The organism is Cellulosimicrobium sp. KWT-B (genome assembly GCF_002127155.1).
GTDB classification, from domain to species: Bacteria; Actinomycetota; Actinomycetes; order Actinomycetales; family Cellulomonadaceae; genus Cellulosimicrobium; species Cellulosimicrobium funkei.
The window spans coordinates 1388360-1403010 of sequence record NZ_NEDO01000001.1 but is presented as its reverse complement, the minus strand read 5'-3'; the positions used below and the strand labels follow the sequence as shown (position 1 = coordinate 1403010).

At 76.1% G+C, this 14651-nt stretch carries 17 protein-coding genes; 6 read left to right on the top strand and 11 right to left on the bottom strand.

What is annotated here, in order from left to right:
• Positions 1–31: 31 nt before the first annotated feature.
• The gene (locus tag B9L22_RS06100; protein ID WP_009863124.1) at positions 32–295 is read left to right on the top strand and encodes a GlsB/YeaQ/YmgE family stress response membrane protein; all 264 of its coding nucleotides are present in this window, start codon (positions 32–34) and stop codon (positions 293–295) included.
• 45 nt (positions 296–340) lie between these two features.
• Positions 341–688: an STAS domain-containing protein gene (locus tag B9L22_RS06095; RefSeq protein ID WP_143317101.1), complete on the top strand. Its 348-nt coding sequence runs from the start codon at positions 341–343 to the stop codon at positions 686–688.
• Between the two features lie 24 nt (positions 689–712).
• On the opposite strand, the gene B9L22_RS06090 is transcribed toward B9L22_RS06095, so the two are convergent.
• Positions 713–1627: a LysR family transcriptional regulator ArgP gene (locus tag B9L22_RS06090; protein WP_086149558.1), complete on the bottom strand. Its 915-nt coding sequence runs from the start codon at positions 1625–1627 to the stop codon at positions 713–715.
• 11 nt (positions 1628–1638) lie between these two features.
• Here B9L22_RS06090 and B9L22_RS06085 point away from each other — a divergent pair, with 11 nt between their 5' ends.
• Complete coding sequence (locus B9L22_RS06085) at positions 1639–2349, top strand: LysE/ArgO family amino acid transporter (protein ID WP_086149557.1); 711 nt, start codon at positions 1639–1641, stop codon at positions 2347–2349.
• A gap of 62 nt (positions 2350–2411) precedes the next feature.
• On the opposite strand, the gene B9L22_RS06080 is transcribed toward B9L22_RS06085, so the two are convergent.
• Together B9L22_RS06080 and B9L22_RS06075 are read right to left on the bottom strand one after the other, a co-directional pair.
• Positions 2412–2798, bottom strand: a complete 387-nt coding sequence (locus B9L22_RS06080; protein ID WP_143317099.1) for a hypothetical protein — start codon at positions 2796–2798, stop codon at positions 2412–2414.
• Positions 2799–2955: 157 nt separating this feature from the next.
• Positions 2956–3690, bottom strand: coding sequence for an aminoglycoside phosphotransferase family protein (locus tag B9L22_RS06075; RefSeq protein ID WP_086149555.1), 735 nt, complete (start codon positions 3688–3690; stop codon positions 2956–2958).
• Positions 3691–3795: 105 nt separating this feature from the next.
• On the opposite strand from B9L22_RS06075, the gene B9L22_RS06070 reads away from it, so the two are divergent.
• Positions 3796–5544, top strand: coding sequence for a SpoIIE family protein phosphatase (locus B9L22_RS06070; protein WP_086149554.1), 1749 nt, complete (start codon positions 3796–3798; stop codon positions 5542–5544).
• Between the two features lie 19 nt (positions 5545–5563).
• Here B9L22_RS06070 and B9L22_RS06065 read toward each other — a convergent pair whose 3' ends face one another.
• From B9L22_RS06065 to B9L22_RS06055, 3 genes are all read right to left on the bottom strand, one after another.
• Positions 5564–6076: a hypothetical protein gene (locus B9L22_RS06065; RefSeq protein WP_086149553.1), complete on the bottom strand. Its 513-nt coding sequence runs from the start codon at positions 6074–6076 to the stop codon at positions 5564–5566.
• Positions 6049–6348, bottom strand: a complete 300-nt coding sequence (locus B9L22_RS06060; RefSeq protein WP_086149712.1) for a hypothetical protein — start codon at positions 6346–6348, stop codon at positions 6049–6051. Before B9L22_RS06060 ends, B9L22_RS06065 begins: the two co-directional genes overlap by 28 nt.
• 67 nt (positions 6349–6415) lie before the next feature.
• Positions 6416–7273 (bottom strand): MBL fold metallo-hydrolase, encoded by an 858-nt coding sequence (locus tag B9L22_RS06055; RefSeq protein ID WP_086149552.1) that lies wholly within the window; start codon positions 7271–7273, stop codon positions 6416–6418.
• A 55-nt stretch (positions 7274–7328) separates the two neighbouring features.
• On the opposite strand from B9L22_RS06055, the gene B9L22_RS06050 reads away from it, so the two are divergent.
• On the top strand, positions 7329–7847 hold the full coding sequence (locus tag B9L22_RS06050; RefSeq protein WP_086149551.1) for a VanZ family protein: 519 nt from the start codon (positions 7329–7331) through the stop codon (positions 7845–7847).
• 157 nt (positions 7848–8004) lie between these two features.
• The gene (locus B9L22_RS06045; protein ID WP_086149550.1) at positions 8005–8976 is read left to right on the top strand and encodes a LacI family DNA-binding transcriptional regulator; all 972 of its coding nucleotides are present in this window, start codon (positions 8005–8007) and stop codon (positions 8974–8976) included.
• A gap of 39 nt (positions 8977–9015) precedes the next feature.
• Here the strand turns inward: B9L22_RS06045 and B9L22_RS06040 are convergent, their stop codons facing one another.
• The 5 genes from B9L22_RS06040 to B9L22_RS06020 all read right to left on the bottom strand — a co-directional run bounded on the left by B9L22_RS06040 (position 9016) and on the right by B9L22_RS06020 (position 14613).
• The gene (locus tag B9L22_RS06040; protein ID WP_086149549.1) at positions 9016–9759 is read right to left on the bottom strand and encodes a glycosyltransferase family 2 protein; all 744 of its coding nucleotides are present in this window, start codon (positions 9757–9759) and stop codon (positions 9016–9018) included.
• Positions 9756–11165, bottom strand: a complete 1410-nt coding sequence (locus B9L22_RS06035; RefSeq protein ID WP_233139757.1) for a PIG-L family deacetylase — start codon at positions 11163–11165, stop codon at positions 9756–9758. The genes B9L22_RS06040 and B9L22_RS06035 overlap by 4 nt, the downstream gene beginning before the upstream one ends.
• Positions 11162–12253, bottom strand: a complete 1092-nt coding sequence (locus B9L22_RS06030; protein WP_233139754.1) for an acyl-CoA dehydrogenase family protein — start codon at positions 12251–12253, stop codon at positions 11162–11164. The genes B9L22_RS06035 and B9L22_RS06030 overlap by 4 nt, the downstream gene beginning before the upstream one ends.
• Before the next feature lie 102 nt (positions 12254–12355).
• Entirely contained in the window at positions 12356–13522 is a 1167-nt protein-coding gene (locus tag B9L22_RS06025; RefSeq protein WP_086149710.1) for a YihY/virulence factor BrkB family protein, read from the bottom strand.
• Positions 13523–13656: 134 nt separating this feature from the next.
• Positions 13657–14613 (bottom strand): L-lactate dehydrogenase, encoded by a 957-nt coding sequence (locus tag B9L22_RS06020; RefSeq protein ID WP_086149547.1) that lies wholly within the window; start codon positions 14611–14613, stop codon positions 13657–13659.
• Positions 14614–14651: the final 38 nt, after the last annotated feature.

Below are 14651 nucleotides of genomic sequence, written 5' to 3'. Positions count from 1 at the left end.
GCAGGGAAACCGACGTATCGGAGGAGTACTCATGGGTTGGATCGCGTACATCGTCCTCGGCCTCGTGGCCGGTCTCATCGCCCGTGCCGTCCTGCCGGGCAAGCAGACCGGTTCGGTGATCATCACCATCCTGCTGGGCATCCTGGGCGCGCTGCTCGGTGGGTGGCTCGGCTCGGTGTTCTTCGGGACCTCGCTGGGCGACCTGGGCGACTTCCGTACCTGGCTCCTCGCCATCCTGGGTTCGCTCATCACCCTCGGCGTGTACGGTGCGGTCACCCGGAACAACCGGGGCTGACCGTGCGCACGGCGCACCGTCGGTGACGTCGGGGACGGGAGCGTCGTGGGGAGCACTGGCACCGGGGGAGTCCGCGTCGAGGACGGCGGCCGTCGCTGGGTGATGTGGGGCCAGATCGACTTCGCGGTCACCCACGCCGTCAAGGCACGGCTCGCCGCCACGATCGACGGCCGACCCAAGACGGTCGACCTCTCGGCCGTGACGTTCATGGACTCGTCGGGGCTGCACCTGCTCCTCATGAAGGTGACCGAGGAGTCGCGACCGCGGCTCCTCGGTGTCCCGCCCCAGGTGCTCGAGATCCTGGAGTTCAGCCACGCCCTCGACCTCGTCGAGATCGTCGGCCCCGACGAGGTGCCCCCGCCCGACGAACCGGCCGGTGCGCTGGCCGTCTGACCGACGCCCGCGGCGCGCGACGTGCTATCCCAGCGCGTCGCGCGCCGCGCGTGCGACCGCCGTCGCGAGCCGGTCGAGCGAGGCGGAGTGCAGCCGCCACTGCTGCCAGTGCTGCGGCACCTCCACCGCGCGCTCGTCGTCGAAGCCGACGAGGCGCCCGGCCCGCTCGGCCCGGGCGCTCTGGAGGTCGGGCAGCATCGCCCACCCCATGCCGAGCTCGACGGCCCGGCGGAACTCGTGCGACGCCGGGACGTAGTGGCGTGGCGGGTCGAGCGCGGTGCCCGCCTCCTCCGCCCGCAGCCGCAGGTAGCGCTCCTGGAGGTCGTCCTTGCGGTCGAACGCGAGGACGGGCGCCCGGGACAGCGCGGCCGTCGTCGGGCCGTCGGGGAACCAGCGCTCGACGAACGCCGGGCTCGCGCACGGCCGGTACCGCATCCGGCCCAGGAGGGTCGACCGGCAGCCCGGCACCGCGTCCGCGACCGACGTGACCGCGGCGACCGCCGTCCCGTCGCGCAGGAGCCCGATCGAGTGCTCCTCGTCCTCGCGGAGCACCTCTAGCCGCGCCCACCGCGCCGCCTCGGCGAGCGCGGGCAGCGCCCACGTCGTCAGGGCGTCCCCGGAGACGACGAGCGTGATCTCGGGCAGCGCGGCCGGGTCGCCCGCGTCCTGCCCGTCCCGCCCGATGCCCAGCTCGGCGAGCACGTCCGCCTGCTGGAGCGCGAGGTGGCGTGCGTGCCGCACGAGCACCCGCCCGGGCGGGGTCAGCTCCGCGGGCTTGCCCCGCCGCACCAGCACCTGCCCGACGGCGGACTCCAGCGCACGCATGCGCTGGCTCACCGCCGACGGCGTGACGCCGAGCCGGCGCGCCGCGGCGTCGAACGTGCCGGTCGCGGCGATCGCCTCGAGCGCGCGAAGCTGGTCGGGCTGAAGGTCAACCATGAGCGCATCTTATGGTTCTGCAGAATCTGTCGCTGTACTTCATCGAGCCGCGTCCCTACCGTCGAGGGGTGCTGTCCTTCCTCGCGCCCCTCGCCGCCGGCCTCGCCGCCGGGCTGTCCGTCATCGTCGCGATCGGCGCGCAGAACGCGTTCGTGCTGCGCCAGGGGCTCCGGCGCGAGCACGTGCTGCCCGTCGTCCTCGTCTGCGCGGTCTCGGATCTCGTGCTCATCGCGGCCGGGACGGCTGGCCTCGGTGCGCTCGTGACGGGTGCGCCCGTGCTCCTCACCGTCGTGCGCTGGGGTGGCGCCGCGTTCCTCCTGACGCTCGCGGCGCTCGCCGCCCGGCGGGCGCTGCGCCCCGGAGGGCTCGACCCGGCGTCGGGCGCGGGGGCGACGTCGGCGCGGTCGGCGGTGGGCACGTCGCTCGCCCTCACGTGGCTCAACCCGCACGTGTACCTCGACACGGTCCTGCTGCTGGGGTCGCTCGCCGCGGGCTACGCCGCCGCCCACGCGGGCGGGGCGGGGGCCGGAGGCGCCGACACCGCCCGGTGGCTGTTCGGCACCGGGGCGATGGTGGCGAGCGTCGTCTGGTTCACCGCGCTCGGCTTCGGCGCGCGGCTGCTCGCGCCGGTCTTCGCCCGGCCCGGGGCGTGGCGCGTGCTCGACGGCGTGATCGCGCTCGTCATGGCGACGATCGGGGTGTCCCTGCTGGTGGGTGGCTGAGAGGCTGGGAGCAGGTCACCGCGCGGGTCGCGCGGGGGGTACGGTGCGGTGGGGCCGCGGCGTCAGGGCGTCGGGTCGAGCTGGTAGAACGTGCGGATGCGTTGCTGGGTCGCCGGGTCGATGCGGCGCCGAGGGCTCGTCGAGCCGCCGGCGTGCACCGCGATCCACGAGCGCAGCACCGTCGGCTGGACGTCGACGACGCGCGCGAACTCGTCCACGGTGGGCCACGCGGGCTGCGGCGTGCGGACGCGCGGGCCGCTCGCGGCGAGGTGGAGGTCGTCGCCCCAGGCCATGGCCTCGGCGGTCGACGGGAAGCCGCCGATGCGGCCCGGCGTCGGGAACGGCTTCTCGAGGCACCACTCCGTGCCGCGCGCGACGATGCGGTAGACGCCCTCGGGCGCGTGCGCCTCGTACTCGTCCGGTCCGGTGTTCCCCCAGTTCAGCCCCATGGGCCACATCTTCAGCGGAAAGCGCTGTCAGCGGAAGGGACCTTCGTCAACTTCACCCGCTCCTGCTACTGGACGCTTGTCCAGTTCGCATCTAGCGTGAGGGGCAGCCGGTGCCGCATCTCTGCCCCCTGCTGGTGCGGCACCGGCAACCACCCCCTCACCCCCGTGGCAGGCGCTCGACGTCCCGCCGGTAGAGCGCGGCGTGCTCCCGCAGGTCGTCGCGGCCCGTCGTCCGGGCACGCTCCTCGGTCCAGTCCGCGAGGTCGAGCAGGCGCTCGCGCATCGTGCGGAGCACGACGGCGGCCCCCGGCGCCGCGTCCGGCCCGTAGGCCTCCAGCAGGTGCGCCAGCCGTTCTTCGGGCCGGGCGTCCGCGGGAGCGGGCATGTCCTCGCACCACCCGCACATCCGGTAGGCCAGGTAGGCGAGGTCCCACGCGCGCGGCCCGGGCGCCGCCATGTCGACGTCGATGAACCCGACGACCCGCTCGCCGTCGTGCACCATGTTGTAGGGCGCGACGTCGTTGAGGCACACGACCTCCGCGGGCTCGCGCACCGGCGAGCGCCACACGGCACCCGGGGGAGCGAAGCCGACCGAGGCGTCGTGCACCGTGCGCAGCATCCTCGCCGCCTGCTCGCGCCCCGCGGCCGTCCACACCCAGTCCGGGATCGGCCAGCCGCCCGTCTCGCCGGGGATCCAGCCGAGCACCTCGCGGCCCCGCTCGTCGAGCCCCAGCGGGGCGGGCACGAACGAGACGCCCTGGGCACGCACCCACGCCAGCAGCGCCTGGACCGTCGGGGTCCACGGGCCCGCCGAGCGCCGCACGGTGTCCCCGCGCCGCACGACGTCGTTCACGTTGCCGCCGGTGAGCTCCTGCTCCGTGGTGTCGTCCATGGCCCCGATCCTGCGCGGTGCGCGGAGCGTGGAACAGCGATTAACGGCCCGTCTCAGCACGCCCCACGCGCCGTCCCGAGGCCCGGAGCCCTCTACGATGCGGAGGTGAACGCGGACGCGAGCTGGTTTGACGAGGCGACGTCGGGCAGCGACGTCGGTCGCCTCGCTCGCGAGGTCGTGTGGGCGGACACCCCGCTGGGAGAGCCCGCGACCTGGCCGGTCGCCCTCCGCCACGCGGTGCGGCTGTGCTTCTCCACCCGGTTCCCCGCGATGATCGTGTGGGGCCCGGAGCTGACGCTCCTCTACAACGACGGGTACCGGGACATGCTCGGCACCGACAAGCACCCGAGCGCGCTCGGGGCGCCGGTCCGTGCCGTGTGGCCCGAGATCTGGGACGACATCGGGCCGCTCTTCGACGCCGTGCTCACCGAGGGTCGCGCGACGTGGAGCGAGGACATGCCCCTCGTCATGCGTCGGTCGGGCTTCGACGAGGAGACCTACTTCACCTTCTCCTACAGTCCCCTCGTCGACGACGACGGGCGGATCGCGGGCGTCCTCGACATCGCGACGGAGACGACGCGCGAGGTCGTGAACCAGCGTCGCCTGCTCACGCTCGGCGAGCTGCACGCCGTCCTGCCGACGACGGCCGCCAGCCTGGCCGCGTTCGCCCGGCCGGTCGTCGAGGTGCTCGCCCGCAGCGCCGACGTCGCGCGCGTCGCGTTCTACGCCATCGACGGTCCGCGCCCGCGCGTGCTCCTGGAGGCGGGCCACGCGGCCGACGGTACGGAGGCCGAGGCCGTCGGGCGCGCCCTCGCGACCGGTCAGCGCGAGGTCGCGCGGGGCCGCGTCGTCAAGCCCCTGCGGGACGCGAGCCCGCGGGGCGCCGCGGGCGTCCTGGTCCTCCAGGCGGCGACCGGTCGCCCGTGGGACGACGACTACGCGCGCTACCTCACGGGCATCGCGACGACCATCGGTGCGGCGCTGCGCGACGCCGCGCGGATGCGGACGACCCTGGACGAGCTGCGCCGTCGGGCGGAGCGGTCGGAGGAGGAGACGGCGCGCGCCCGCGAGCTCGCGCTCGTGCTCCAGCAGGCCGTGCTCACCGAGCCGCCGCAGCCCGAGGACCTCGAGGTCGCGGTGCACTACCAGCCCGCGACCCACGACCGCGACATCGGCGGCGACTGGTACGACGCGTTCGTGGCGTCCGACGGCGTGACGACCCTCGTCATCGGGGACGTCGTCGGGCACGACCTCGGCGCCGCCGCGACGATGGGCCAGCTCCGCGGCCTGGTGCGCGCCATCGGCTACGACAGCGGCGCGACCCCGGCCTGCCTGCTCGAGCGCGTGGACGCCGCGATCGACGGCCTCGCCCTGGGAATCAACGCCGTGGCGACCGCCGTCGTCGCCCGCATCGAGCAGAGCGACGACGAACGCTCGCGCGGCGTGCGGACCGTCCGCTGGTCCAGCGCGGGCCACCTGCCCCCGGTCGTCGTCCGCGCGGACGGCACGGTGGAGGTGCTCACCGTGCGCAACGACCTCCCGCTCGGGCTGCGCCCGGGTGCTGGCCGACACGACCACACGGTCGAGCTCGGCACCGACGACACCCTCGTCCTGTACACGGACGGCCTCGTGGAGCGCCGCGGGCACAGCATCCGCGACGACGTCGCCGCGCTCGCCGACGCGCTCCGGGGCCTGGCGGGCGCGAGCCTGGACGACGTGGTGCGGACGGCGCTCTCCCAGGTCCTCCCCGGCGACGGGGAGGACGACGTCGCGCTCGTCGCGCTCCGCACCGGTCCGCAGGCGGCGGTCGTGCGGCGCGACGTCCCTGGAACCCCGGTGGCCGTCTCGGCCTGAGTTCCGGCGAGCGCCGGCGTCAGGGCACGACGTCGACGAGCGCGGACGGCGGCGCAGCGCACCCGATCGTCGGGTCGACCTCGCACACGGTGGGGGCGTGCCGGAGACTCACCGAGACCTCGGCCTCGCCGGTCGGCGCGTCGTCAGGGACCGGGAACGTGCCCACCGCGTCGCCCTCGTCGTCGGGCTCGAGCACGCCGAGGGAGACGCTGTACCGGCCGGTGGCGGGATCGTCCGCGGGTCCCGCGACCGTGATCAGCACCTCGTAGCGCGCGCGGGCGGGCAGCTCGCGCTCGCACCCCGCGCTGCCGCTGCTTCCCACCACCTCGACGTGCAGGTCGTCGCCCGGAGCGACGCGCTGCGGCGTCACCAGCGGGTCGTCGGGCTGGCAGTACGCCGTCGGCTCGCCGGTCCCGAGAGCGCAGCCGGACGCCACGGCCACGACGACGGCCAGCCCGCAGAGCGCCCTGCGGGCGACCTGTCCGCGACCCGGGGAGGACGCCGTCACGGCCGCGGGTCGACCCGGCGCCACGGCTTCTCGTCGCGCCGGGCGCCCGTCCCGGCGGCGCAGCGGCGGCAGACGGACGTGACGGCGTCGGCGTCCCGCCCGGTCGCGGGCTGGACGTCGGCCCACGTCACGTGGGGGAACCGCACGAGACCCTGGCGGCTGAGCTGCAGGCGGCACACCGTCGCGTTGGTGCCGCGCTCCCACGCGTGGACCTCGCCGGCGGGCATGCGGACGCCGTCCGGGTCGACCCACGTCCCCGTCGCCGCCACCGCGGCCCCTGTGACACGTCTCGGCATCGTCGTCACCTCCGGCTCCCATCCTCGGCCGGGCCGCGCGCGGTCGCAGCCCTGACTGGCGGCGCGGTCAGGTGAGGTGGTCGAAGTCGCCGCGGACCCAGGCGGCGTGCCGCTGCGCGGAGCGGAGCACGACCGCGCGGGCGTCGGCGGGGATCACGCCCTCGAAGTTGTTGTAGAGCCGCTCGAACGGGCGCCGCGCCACGCGCTCGGCGACGCGCAGCACGACGGCCGCCGAGAGCGGGATGCGGTTCGGGTAGGACCGCATGAAGCTCACGGACGTGCGGTCGGGGTTGGCGAAGATCGTGTCGCCGGAGAGCAGCACGCCCCGACCGTCGGCGCCCGCGGCCCAGTGCACGACGGCGCTCCCGGGGAAGTGGCCGCCCGGCTGCGACAGCACGACGCCGGGCAGCACCTCGCGCTCGCCGGTCCAGGTCTCGACGACCGGGTCGGGCCGCGCGACCCAGTGCGCGTCCGCCTCGGCGACGAGCACGGGGACGTCGCCGAGCGCACGGCTCCACTCGACCTGGACGCCGAACATGTGGGGGTGGCTCGCGGCGATCGCGACGACCGGGCCGAGCGCGCGCACCTGCTCGACGGCGGCGTCGTCCACGTAACCCGGCGGGTCCCACAGCAGGGTGCCTGCCGGGGTGCGCACGATCTTGGCCTGCTGCCCGATGCCGACGGTCGGCTCGCTCGTCAGGCCGAACAGGTCGGGCTCGAGCTCCTCCAGCACGAGGCGCTCGCCCGCCGCGGCGAGCTCGGCGAGCGTGGTCCACGCCTGGCCCGTGGCGGGCACCCACTGGCGCTCGTCGGCGCAGATCGCGCACTCCGCGGGGCGCTCGGCGTGCTCGACGGCGCACGTGCGGCAGATCCACCAGCCCGCGTCCGGGGTCGGGGCGGGCGAGGGCGCGGGCGTCGTCGTCATGGCACAGGTCTACCGTGCCCCGCCGACACGCGTCTCCTGACAGACTGTCGCCCCCATGATCTCCACGCTCCTCGTCGCGCACCCCTGGATGTCGCCGCTCGCGCTCGCGGCCCTCGTCGTCGTCGGCCCGTTCCTGGGTTCGTGGCTCGTCGGGCGCCGCCGCCTCACCGGCGCGCTGCTCACCCTGTCCCTCGTGCCGCTGCTCCTGCTGACGCTCGTCCCGGTCGACCGCGAGCTGTACGCCGTCTGCACGGTGGGGTGGGCCCTGCCGACGCCGGCCCGGGTCGAGCTGTTCGCGAACGTCGTGCTGTTCGTGCCGCCGGTCATGCTCGCGGCACTGCTGCTCCGCCGCCCGCTCGTCGCGCTGCTGGGCGGGGTCGTCGCGTCGGCGCTCGTCGAGGCGTTCCAGGCGCTCGTCCCGGCGCTGGGCCGGTCGTGCGACACGAACGACTGGCTCTCCAACTCGATCGGTGCGCTCGTCGGCGCGGGGATCGCCGTCGTCGCGCTGCGCCTCGCCGCCCGGCGGGCGCGCACGACGGACGACGACCGCGTGGCCGCGACCCGCGCCTCCTGACGGCGCGGCCGGGCGTCCGGTCGTCGGCTCCGCGGGCCGCGCAACCCGACTGCGGACACGGTGTGGGAACGCTTCCACGGACGTGCTCCCCGGGTTAGCGTGGTGGTCCGGGCGCGTCGCCCGTCACCGCCGACACGACCCCGCCCAGGAGAACGCCATGCCGACCACCACGCTCGACGACGTCGCGGCCGCCGCGCGCGTCTCGCGGTCGACGGCGTCGCGCGTCGTGCGCGGGGCGGGCCGCGTGTCGGACGAGGCGCGCCGCGCCGTCCTCGCGGCGGTCGACGAGCTGGGCTACGTGCCGCACCCGGGCGCGCGGGCGCTCGCGAGCGGGCGGGGCGAGCGCGTCGTGGTGGCGGTCGGGTCGCCGTCGGCGGACCTGCTCGCCGACCCCTACGTCGCGCGCGTCGTCGCGGCGGCGAGCCGCACCGCGGACACCCAGGGCGTCGGGGTGGCGCTGCGCTGGCTCGGCCGCGACCCCGGCGAGGAGCTGCGACGCCTCGCGCGCGACCCCGGCGTGGGCGGCGTGCTGCTCGTCGACTACTCGGCCGACGTGCTCGCGAGCGTGCCGCGCGAGCTCGTCCCGCGCGTCGCGGCGATCGGCCCCGCGGACGGCCGCGTCCCCTCGTACGACGTCGACGCCGCCGCGGGGATCGCCGCGCTCGTCGAGCACGTGCTCGCGGCCGGGCGGCGCGACGTCGTCATGCTCACCGGTCCGGGTTGGCTGCCCGGCTCGCAGCGGGCCGTCGAGGCGTACGAGGGCGTGGTCCGGGAGGTGGGGGTCCCGGCGCGCGTCGTCGCCGCCGACCTCTCGTGGCTCGCGGGCGCCGAGGCCGCGCGCGAGGCACGACGGCGCTGGCCGGGCGTCGACGCGCTCGTCGCGATGAGCGACACCCTCGCCGTGGGCGCGATGCGCGCGCTCGCGGAGGACGGCGTCCGCGTGCCCGACGACGTCGCCGTCACCGGGTTCGACGACCAGCCGTTCGCGGAGCAGGCCGGTCCCGGTCTGACGACCGCCACGCACCCGGTGGAGCGCATCGCGGCCGCCGCGACCGCGGCCCTGCTCGGGCGGCGGCACGACGACGAGCGGACGTTCCCGTCCGTCGTCGTGCGGCGCACGAGCGCCTGACCCGGCCGTCGGGACTGCGCTCGCCGGGAGGGTGGCGCCTCAGGCGGGGAGGTCGTGCGCGAGCAGGTCCTCGCGCAGGTGCCGGGCGTACCCGCCGGGCGTGCGCCCGACGAGGCGCGCCGACGTCAGGACCTCCCCGGCCGCGTCGGCCACGACGCGCGCCCCCGCGGCCTGGGCGCGCTCCACCAGCCCTACGTCCTCGTGCTCCGCGACGGGCGCGAACCCGCCCGCGGCGTCGTGCGCCGTGAGGCGGACACCCAGGTTCGCACCGTGCACGTGCCCGTTGGCCGTGCCCGGCCGGTGTGTCGCGAGCCACGCGCGCGCCCGGTCCGGCGAGAGGGCGGCCAGCTCGGGGCGGACCGTGCCGACCACGACGTCCGCCCCGGCGTCCGCGAGGTCGAGCTGACGCGTCAGCCAGTGGTCGGGCACCGCGGAGTCCCCATCGGTGCACGCGAGCCACGTACGCGCCGCGGCGTCGTCCCGGCGCACCCGCAGGTCGGCCACGCCGGCGCGCACCCCCGCCCGACGAGCGCGCCCGACGTTGCCGTATGCGACCTCCACCACGCGCACGCCCGCGGCCCGGGCGACGCGCGCGCTCCCGTCGGTGCAGCCGTCGAGCACGACGACGACCGCGACCCGCACGTCCGGCCGGTCCCGCCCGACGACGGCCGTCGCCCGCCCGAGCGCCGCGAGGCAGCGCGGCAGCAGCTCCTCCTCGTCGCGGGCGGGGACGACCACGACGACGCGCTCGACGGCGCCCGCCGACCCGCCCGGGGCGCTCACAGCAGCCCCGTCGCGCGCGCGACCGACACCGCCGGACGGCGGACCAGCACGTCGAGGACGAAGTCCTCCTCCACGTGGTGCGCGAGCCGGTCGAGCTCCGGGCGGGCGGCGAGACGCGCGTGCACCTCGTCGCCGCCCAGCGGGTACTCGACGACGTCGTGCCGCCAGTGGCACGCGACGAGCACGCCGTCGGTGGCGAGCGACGCCGTCGCCCGGTCCAGCGCGCGGTCGAGGTCGTCGCGACCGTAGTAGTAGAGGACCTCCGAGAGCACGACGAGGTCGAACGTGCCGTCGGGCCACTCGCCCGGGGTGTCGAGACGCATCAGCTCGACCTCCGGCCCGAGGCGGCGCCGCGCCTCCGCCAGCGGAGCCTCGGCGACGTCCACGCCGACCACGTGGTCGCAGCGCGCGGCGAGCTCGGCCGTGAGCACGCCCGTCGAGCACCCGACCTCGAGCGCGGCCCGGAACCGCGGCCGCGGGAGGCTCGCGAGGAGGACGGCCCGCTTGCGCTGCTCGTACCAGCGCGTCTCGAACCCCCACGGGTCGCGTCGGCCCGCGTAGAAGCGCTCGAAGAACTCCGCGTCGAGGCTCGCGCCCGGGTCCGCGGGCTCCTTCGCGACCCGGCGGCCCGACGCGTCGACGAGCACCTCGACCCCGCGGTCCGCGTGCCGGAGCATCTCCGGGCCGAGCGTCGCCTCGTCGCCCGGCGCCGCGGACAGCGGCTCGACCTGCGTCACGTGGGCCGCGAGGGCGCGCCGCTTGGCGTCCCGGGCCCCGGCGCCGAGAGGGAGGGCGCGCAGGGTCGGCCACGGCACCGCGTCGTCGCCCGGGTCCGCCCAGTGCCACAGCCACACCGGGTACTCCAGGAGGCGCAGGCCGAGGCGGTCGGCCGCCTCCGCCGCCACCTCGCCCGCGATCCGGTGATCGCGGTGCCCGTCACCGCGCCACGGCGCGCACAGCACCACCGACGACGGCGGCACGCCCTCGCCGCCCGGCCCGGCGAGCACGGCGTCCAGCACGTCGCCGAGCACCCAGGCGAGGTCCTCGCGGTGCTCGCGCAGACCGCCGTCGGGCAGGCCGGGCAGCACGAGCCGGGCCGCGGGCGCCAGGACGCCCACCGCCTCGGCCACCTCCGCGCGGCGGACGGCGCGGAGCCGCTCGGGCGAGATCGTCGTCGAGCCCGCGTGCGACGCCTCGCCGTCCGTCGCGACCACCACGGTGACCGCGGCGCCGCGACCGGCCAGCTCGTGCACGAGCCCCGCCGCGCCGAACGACTCGTCGTCGGGGTGCGCGGCGAGCACCACGAGGTGCGCGACCTCGCCCACGTCGAGGCGCGGGACGTCCAGGATCCCGGCGCGCACCCACGCGTCCTCCGACGTGCCGGGCTCGCGGTGGTCGAACGTCACCACGCCGTCGTCCCGTGCGCGAGGAGGGCGCGGCCGAGCGACGCATCGTCGCGCTCCGCGTGGTGCTGGCGCACGTACAGGCCGAGGTCCGCGACGCGTCGCGCGAACCGCTCGTCCGTGGTCAGCGGGCGCGGGCCGAGCGCGTGGGCGCAGCGGCGCTGCACCTCCTCGACGACCTCCGCGACGACCCCGCGGACGCGCCGCGCCAGCAGGGAGGCGTCAGGGCCCTCGATGCCCGCGTCGACGGCGCTCGCGGCCTCCGTGAGGACCGCCCGCCCGGCGGCGAGCGCGCGGTCCGTCGCACCGAGGTGCGCGAGCGCGAGCTGGTCCGGCTCGCGCGCGGCGAGCGCGTCGCGCTGAGTCCGCGCCAGCCCGACGGCGCCGCCCCACCAGCACGCCGCGACGCCGATGCCGCCCCACGCGAAGCCCGGCCGCTCCAGGTACCAGCCGGGTGCCCCGACCGGCACGGCCGGGACGCCGTCGAACCGGACCGCGGCGCTCACGACCTGGGCGAGCCCGCGCGCGACCCACGGGCCGTCGGCGGGGACGACGCCCGGCGACCGCAGCCCGACCGCGAACAGCCGCCGACCGGCGTCGGTCCACGCGGTGACGAGCGCGTGCGAGAGGTCGGCGGCGAGGGAGCACCACGGCTTCGTGCCCGAGAGCACCCACGCGCCGTCGCGCTCGTGCGCCTCCAGCCGGACCCCGGGACCCTCCGCCGCGTACACGCCCCACGTGCTGTCCGGACCCGCCCCCACGGCGTCGAGCGCCACGGGGACCGGGACCTGCCCGAGGATCGCGAGGGCGTCGAGGTGCGGCTCGACGACGCGCGCGGCGCCCACGTCCGTCCCGGCGAGCGAGGCGAGCGCCCCCCAGAGCTCGGCGGTCCGCCCGTCGCCGGGGAACGGTGCCCGGGCGCCGATCGTCCGCGCGTGGTCGAGGAGGGCCGCGACGTCGGTCCCGGCCGCGTCGATCGCGGCGAGCTCGTCCGTCCCGACGAGCGCGGGCCGGTCGGCGAGCGGGGTCGACGGCGGGCCCAGGGACAGCGGGACGAGGCCGGGGGTGGTGGGTCGAGCGAGGTCGGGCACGTCGCGGCTCCGGGGGATCGAGGACGGGCCTCGTCTCGACCCGGCACGACCGTAACCGCGGGGGCGCCGCCGGGCGCGTCGAGCCCGGCGGCGCCGGCGCGGTCAGTCGCGGCGCGGCGTCGTGCCCGGGCCGGTGGCGTCGTCGTCCGTGCTCGCGCGCCCGGTCCCGGGGGAGTCGGTGTCGCTGTCGGTGTCCGTCGACCGGCCGTTCGACTCGCGGAGGGCGCGCGCCTGCTCGACGGCCTCCGCGCGCTTGGCGGCCTTCTTGTCGCTCGCGCGCGTGTCGCGCGGCGGGAGCTGGATGCGCTCCTCCGCGGGCATGCCGCTCTGCAGCTCGCGGCTGCGCTCGACCTCGGCGTCGAGCTCGGCGCCGAGCAGGAGCGCGAGGTTCGTCAGCCAGAGCCACAGGAGGAAGATGATGACGCCCGCGAGGGTGCCGTAGGTCGCGCCGTAGTTGCTCAGCCCGCTGCCGAGGTAGAGGCCGAACGCCGCCGAGGCGACGACCCAGACGAGGATCGCCAGGATCGCGCCCGGGCTGACCCAGCGGAACTTGGGCTGCTTGATGTTCGGCGTGAGGTGGTAGAGCAGCGCGACGAGGATGACGACGAGCAGGAGCGCGATCGGCCACTTCGCGACCTGCCAGACGGCGATCGCGGTGTCCCCGAGGCCGACGAGCTCGCCCACCTGGCGCGCGATCGGCCCGGACAGGACGAGGCTCCCGACGACCAGGCCCGCGAGCAGCACGGTGATGACGGTGACGCCCAGCATCACGGGGCGCAGCTTCCAGATCGGGCGCCCCTCCTCGATCTCGTAGATACGGTTCATCGACCGCGAGAACGCGCCCACGTAGCCGGACGCCGACCACAGGGCCAGCACGACACCGATGACGAGCGCGAACCCGGCCTTGTCCGTGTTGGCGGCGTTCTCGACGAGCGGCTTGATCATGTCGAGGGTGGTCTGCGGCACGACGCCCTCGACGCTCTGGAGCACCGACTCGACGGCCTTCTCGCCGTCGCCCACGAGCCCGAGGATCGACACGAGCGCCAGCAGCGCGGGGGCCGACGCCAGCACCGCGTAGTACGTCAGCGCGGCGGCCAGGTCGGTGCACTGGTCGTCCATGAACTCGCGCACCGCGCCCTTGACGGCGAAGCCCCACGACGGCTTGCGCAGGTCCGTGGGGGAGTCGGGCTTGTGGTCGGCGTCGGGGGCGGGCCGCGACTCCTCGTCCCGTGCGGTGCCGGACGCGTGGCGTCCGCTGCTGTCGGTCATGGCGGCCTCCTCGGTGGGCGTCGCCTCGGCGCACGACGCTCGCGTCGGTGGACGGCCTCGCGGCGCGTCCCGGACGAGCACCACGCTCCGTGCGCCGGGCTCCACCCGCAAGCGGAGCGCCCCCGCGCCGGCGGCTACTCCAGCCCGAGGTCCTGCTGCGCGGCGTGCAGGGCGTCGGCGGACGCGCGGAGCTGCCGCTCTTCGGACGCCGACATCGTGAGGTCGAGGACCTGCTGGACGCCGCCGGAGCTGATGACGCTCGGCACGGAGAACGCGACGCCGCCGATGCCGCGGTAGTCGTCGTGCACGGTGCCGACGGGCAGCACGGCGTGCTGGTCGCTGACGACCGCCTCGACGATCCGGGCACCCGCGAGCCCGATCGCGTAGTTCGTCGCGCCCTTGCCCTCGATCACCCGGTACGCGGCCTGGCGCACCTGGTCCGTGATCTCGTCGAGCTCGCCGTGCGTGAAGTGGTGGCCGTCGGGCGAGACCCAGTCGAGGATCGGCACCGGCCCGATGCGTGCCTGCGACCACAGCGCGAACCCCGTGTCCCCGTGCTCGCCCACGATGTCGGCGTGCACGCTCGTCGCCGCGACCCGAGCCTTGTCGGCGACGAGACGGCGCAGCCGGGAGGTGTCGAGCACCGTGCCGGACGAGAAGACGCGCGACGTCGGCAGGCCGCTGATCTGCTGCGCGGCGACGGTCAGCACGTCGCACGGGTTGGTGACGATGCAGTAGACGGCGTCCGGCGCGTGCTCGAGGAGCTGCGGCAGCAGCGTCTCGAGGATGCGGACGTTCGTGCCCGCGAGGTCCAGGCGGCTCTGGCCCGGGGCCTGCTTGGCACCGGCGGTGATGACGACGACGTGCGACCCCTCCGCGACCGACGGGTCCGCACCACCGACGACCTGGCTCGCCCCCGTGAACTGCGTGCCGTGCGCGAGGTCGAGCACCTCGGCCTCGACCTTCGCGCGGTTGATGTCGTAGAGCGCCACCGTCCGTGCGGAGCCGCGGATCAGCGCGGCGTACGCCAGGCTGGTCCCCACGCTCCCGGCGCCCACCACCGTGACCTTCGAGCTCTCGACGCGTGTCATGGGCACCACGCTACGCAGACGGCGCCGCCGCGGCTCGT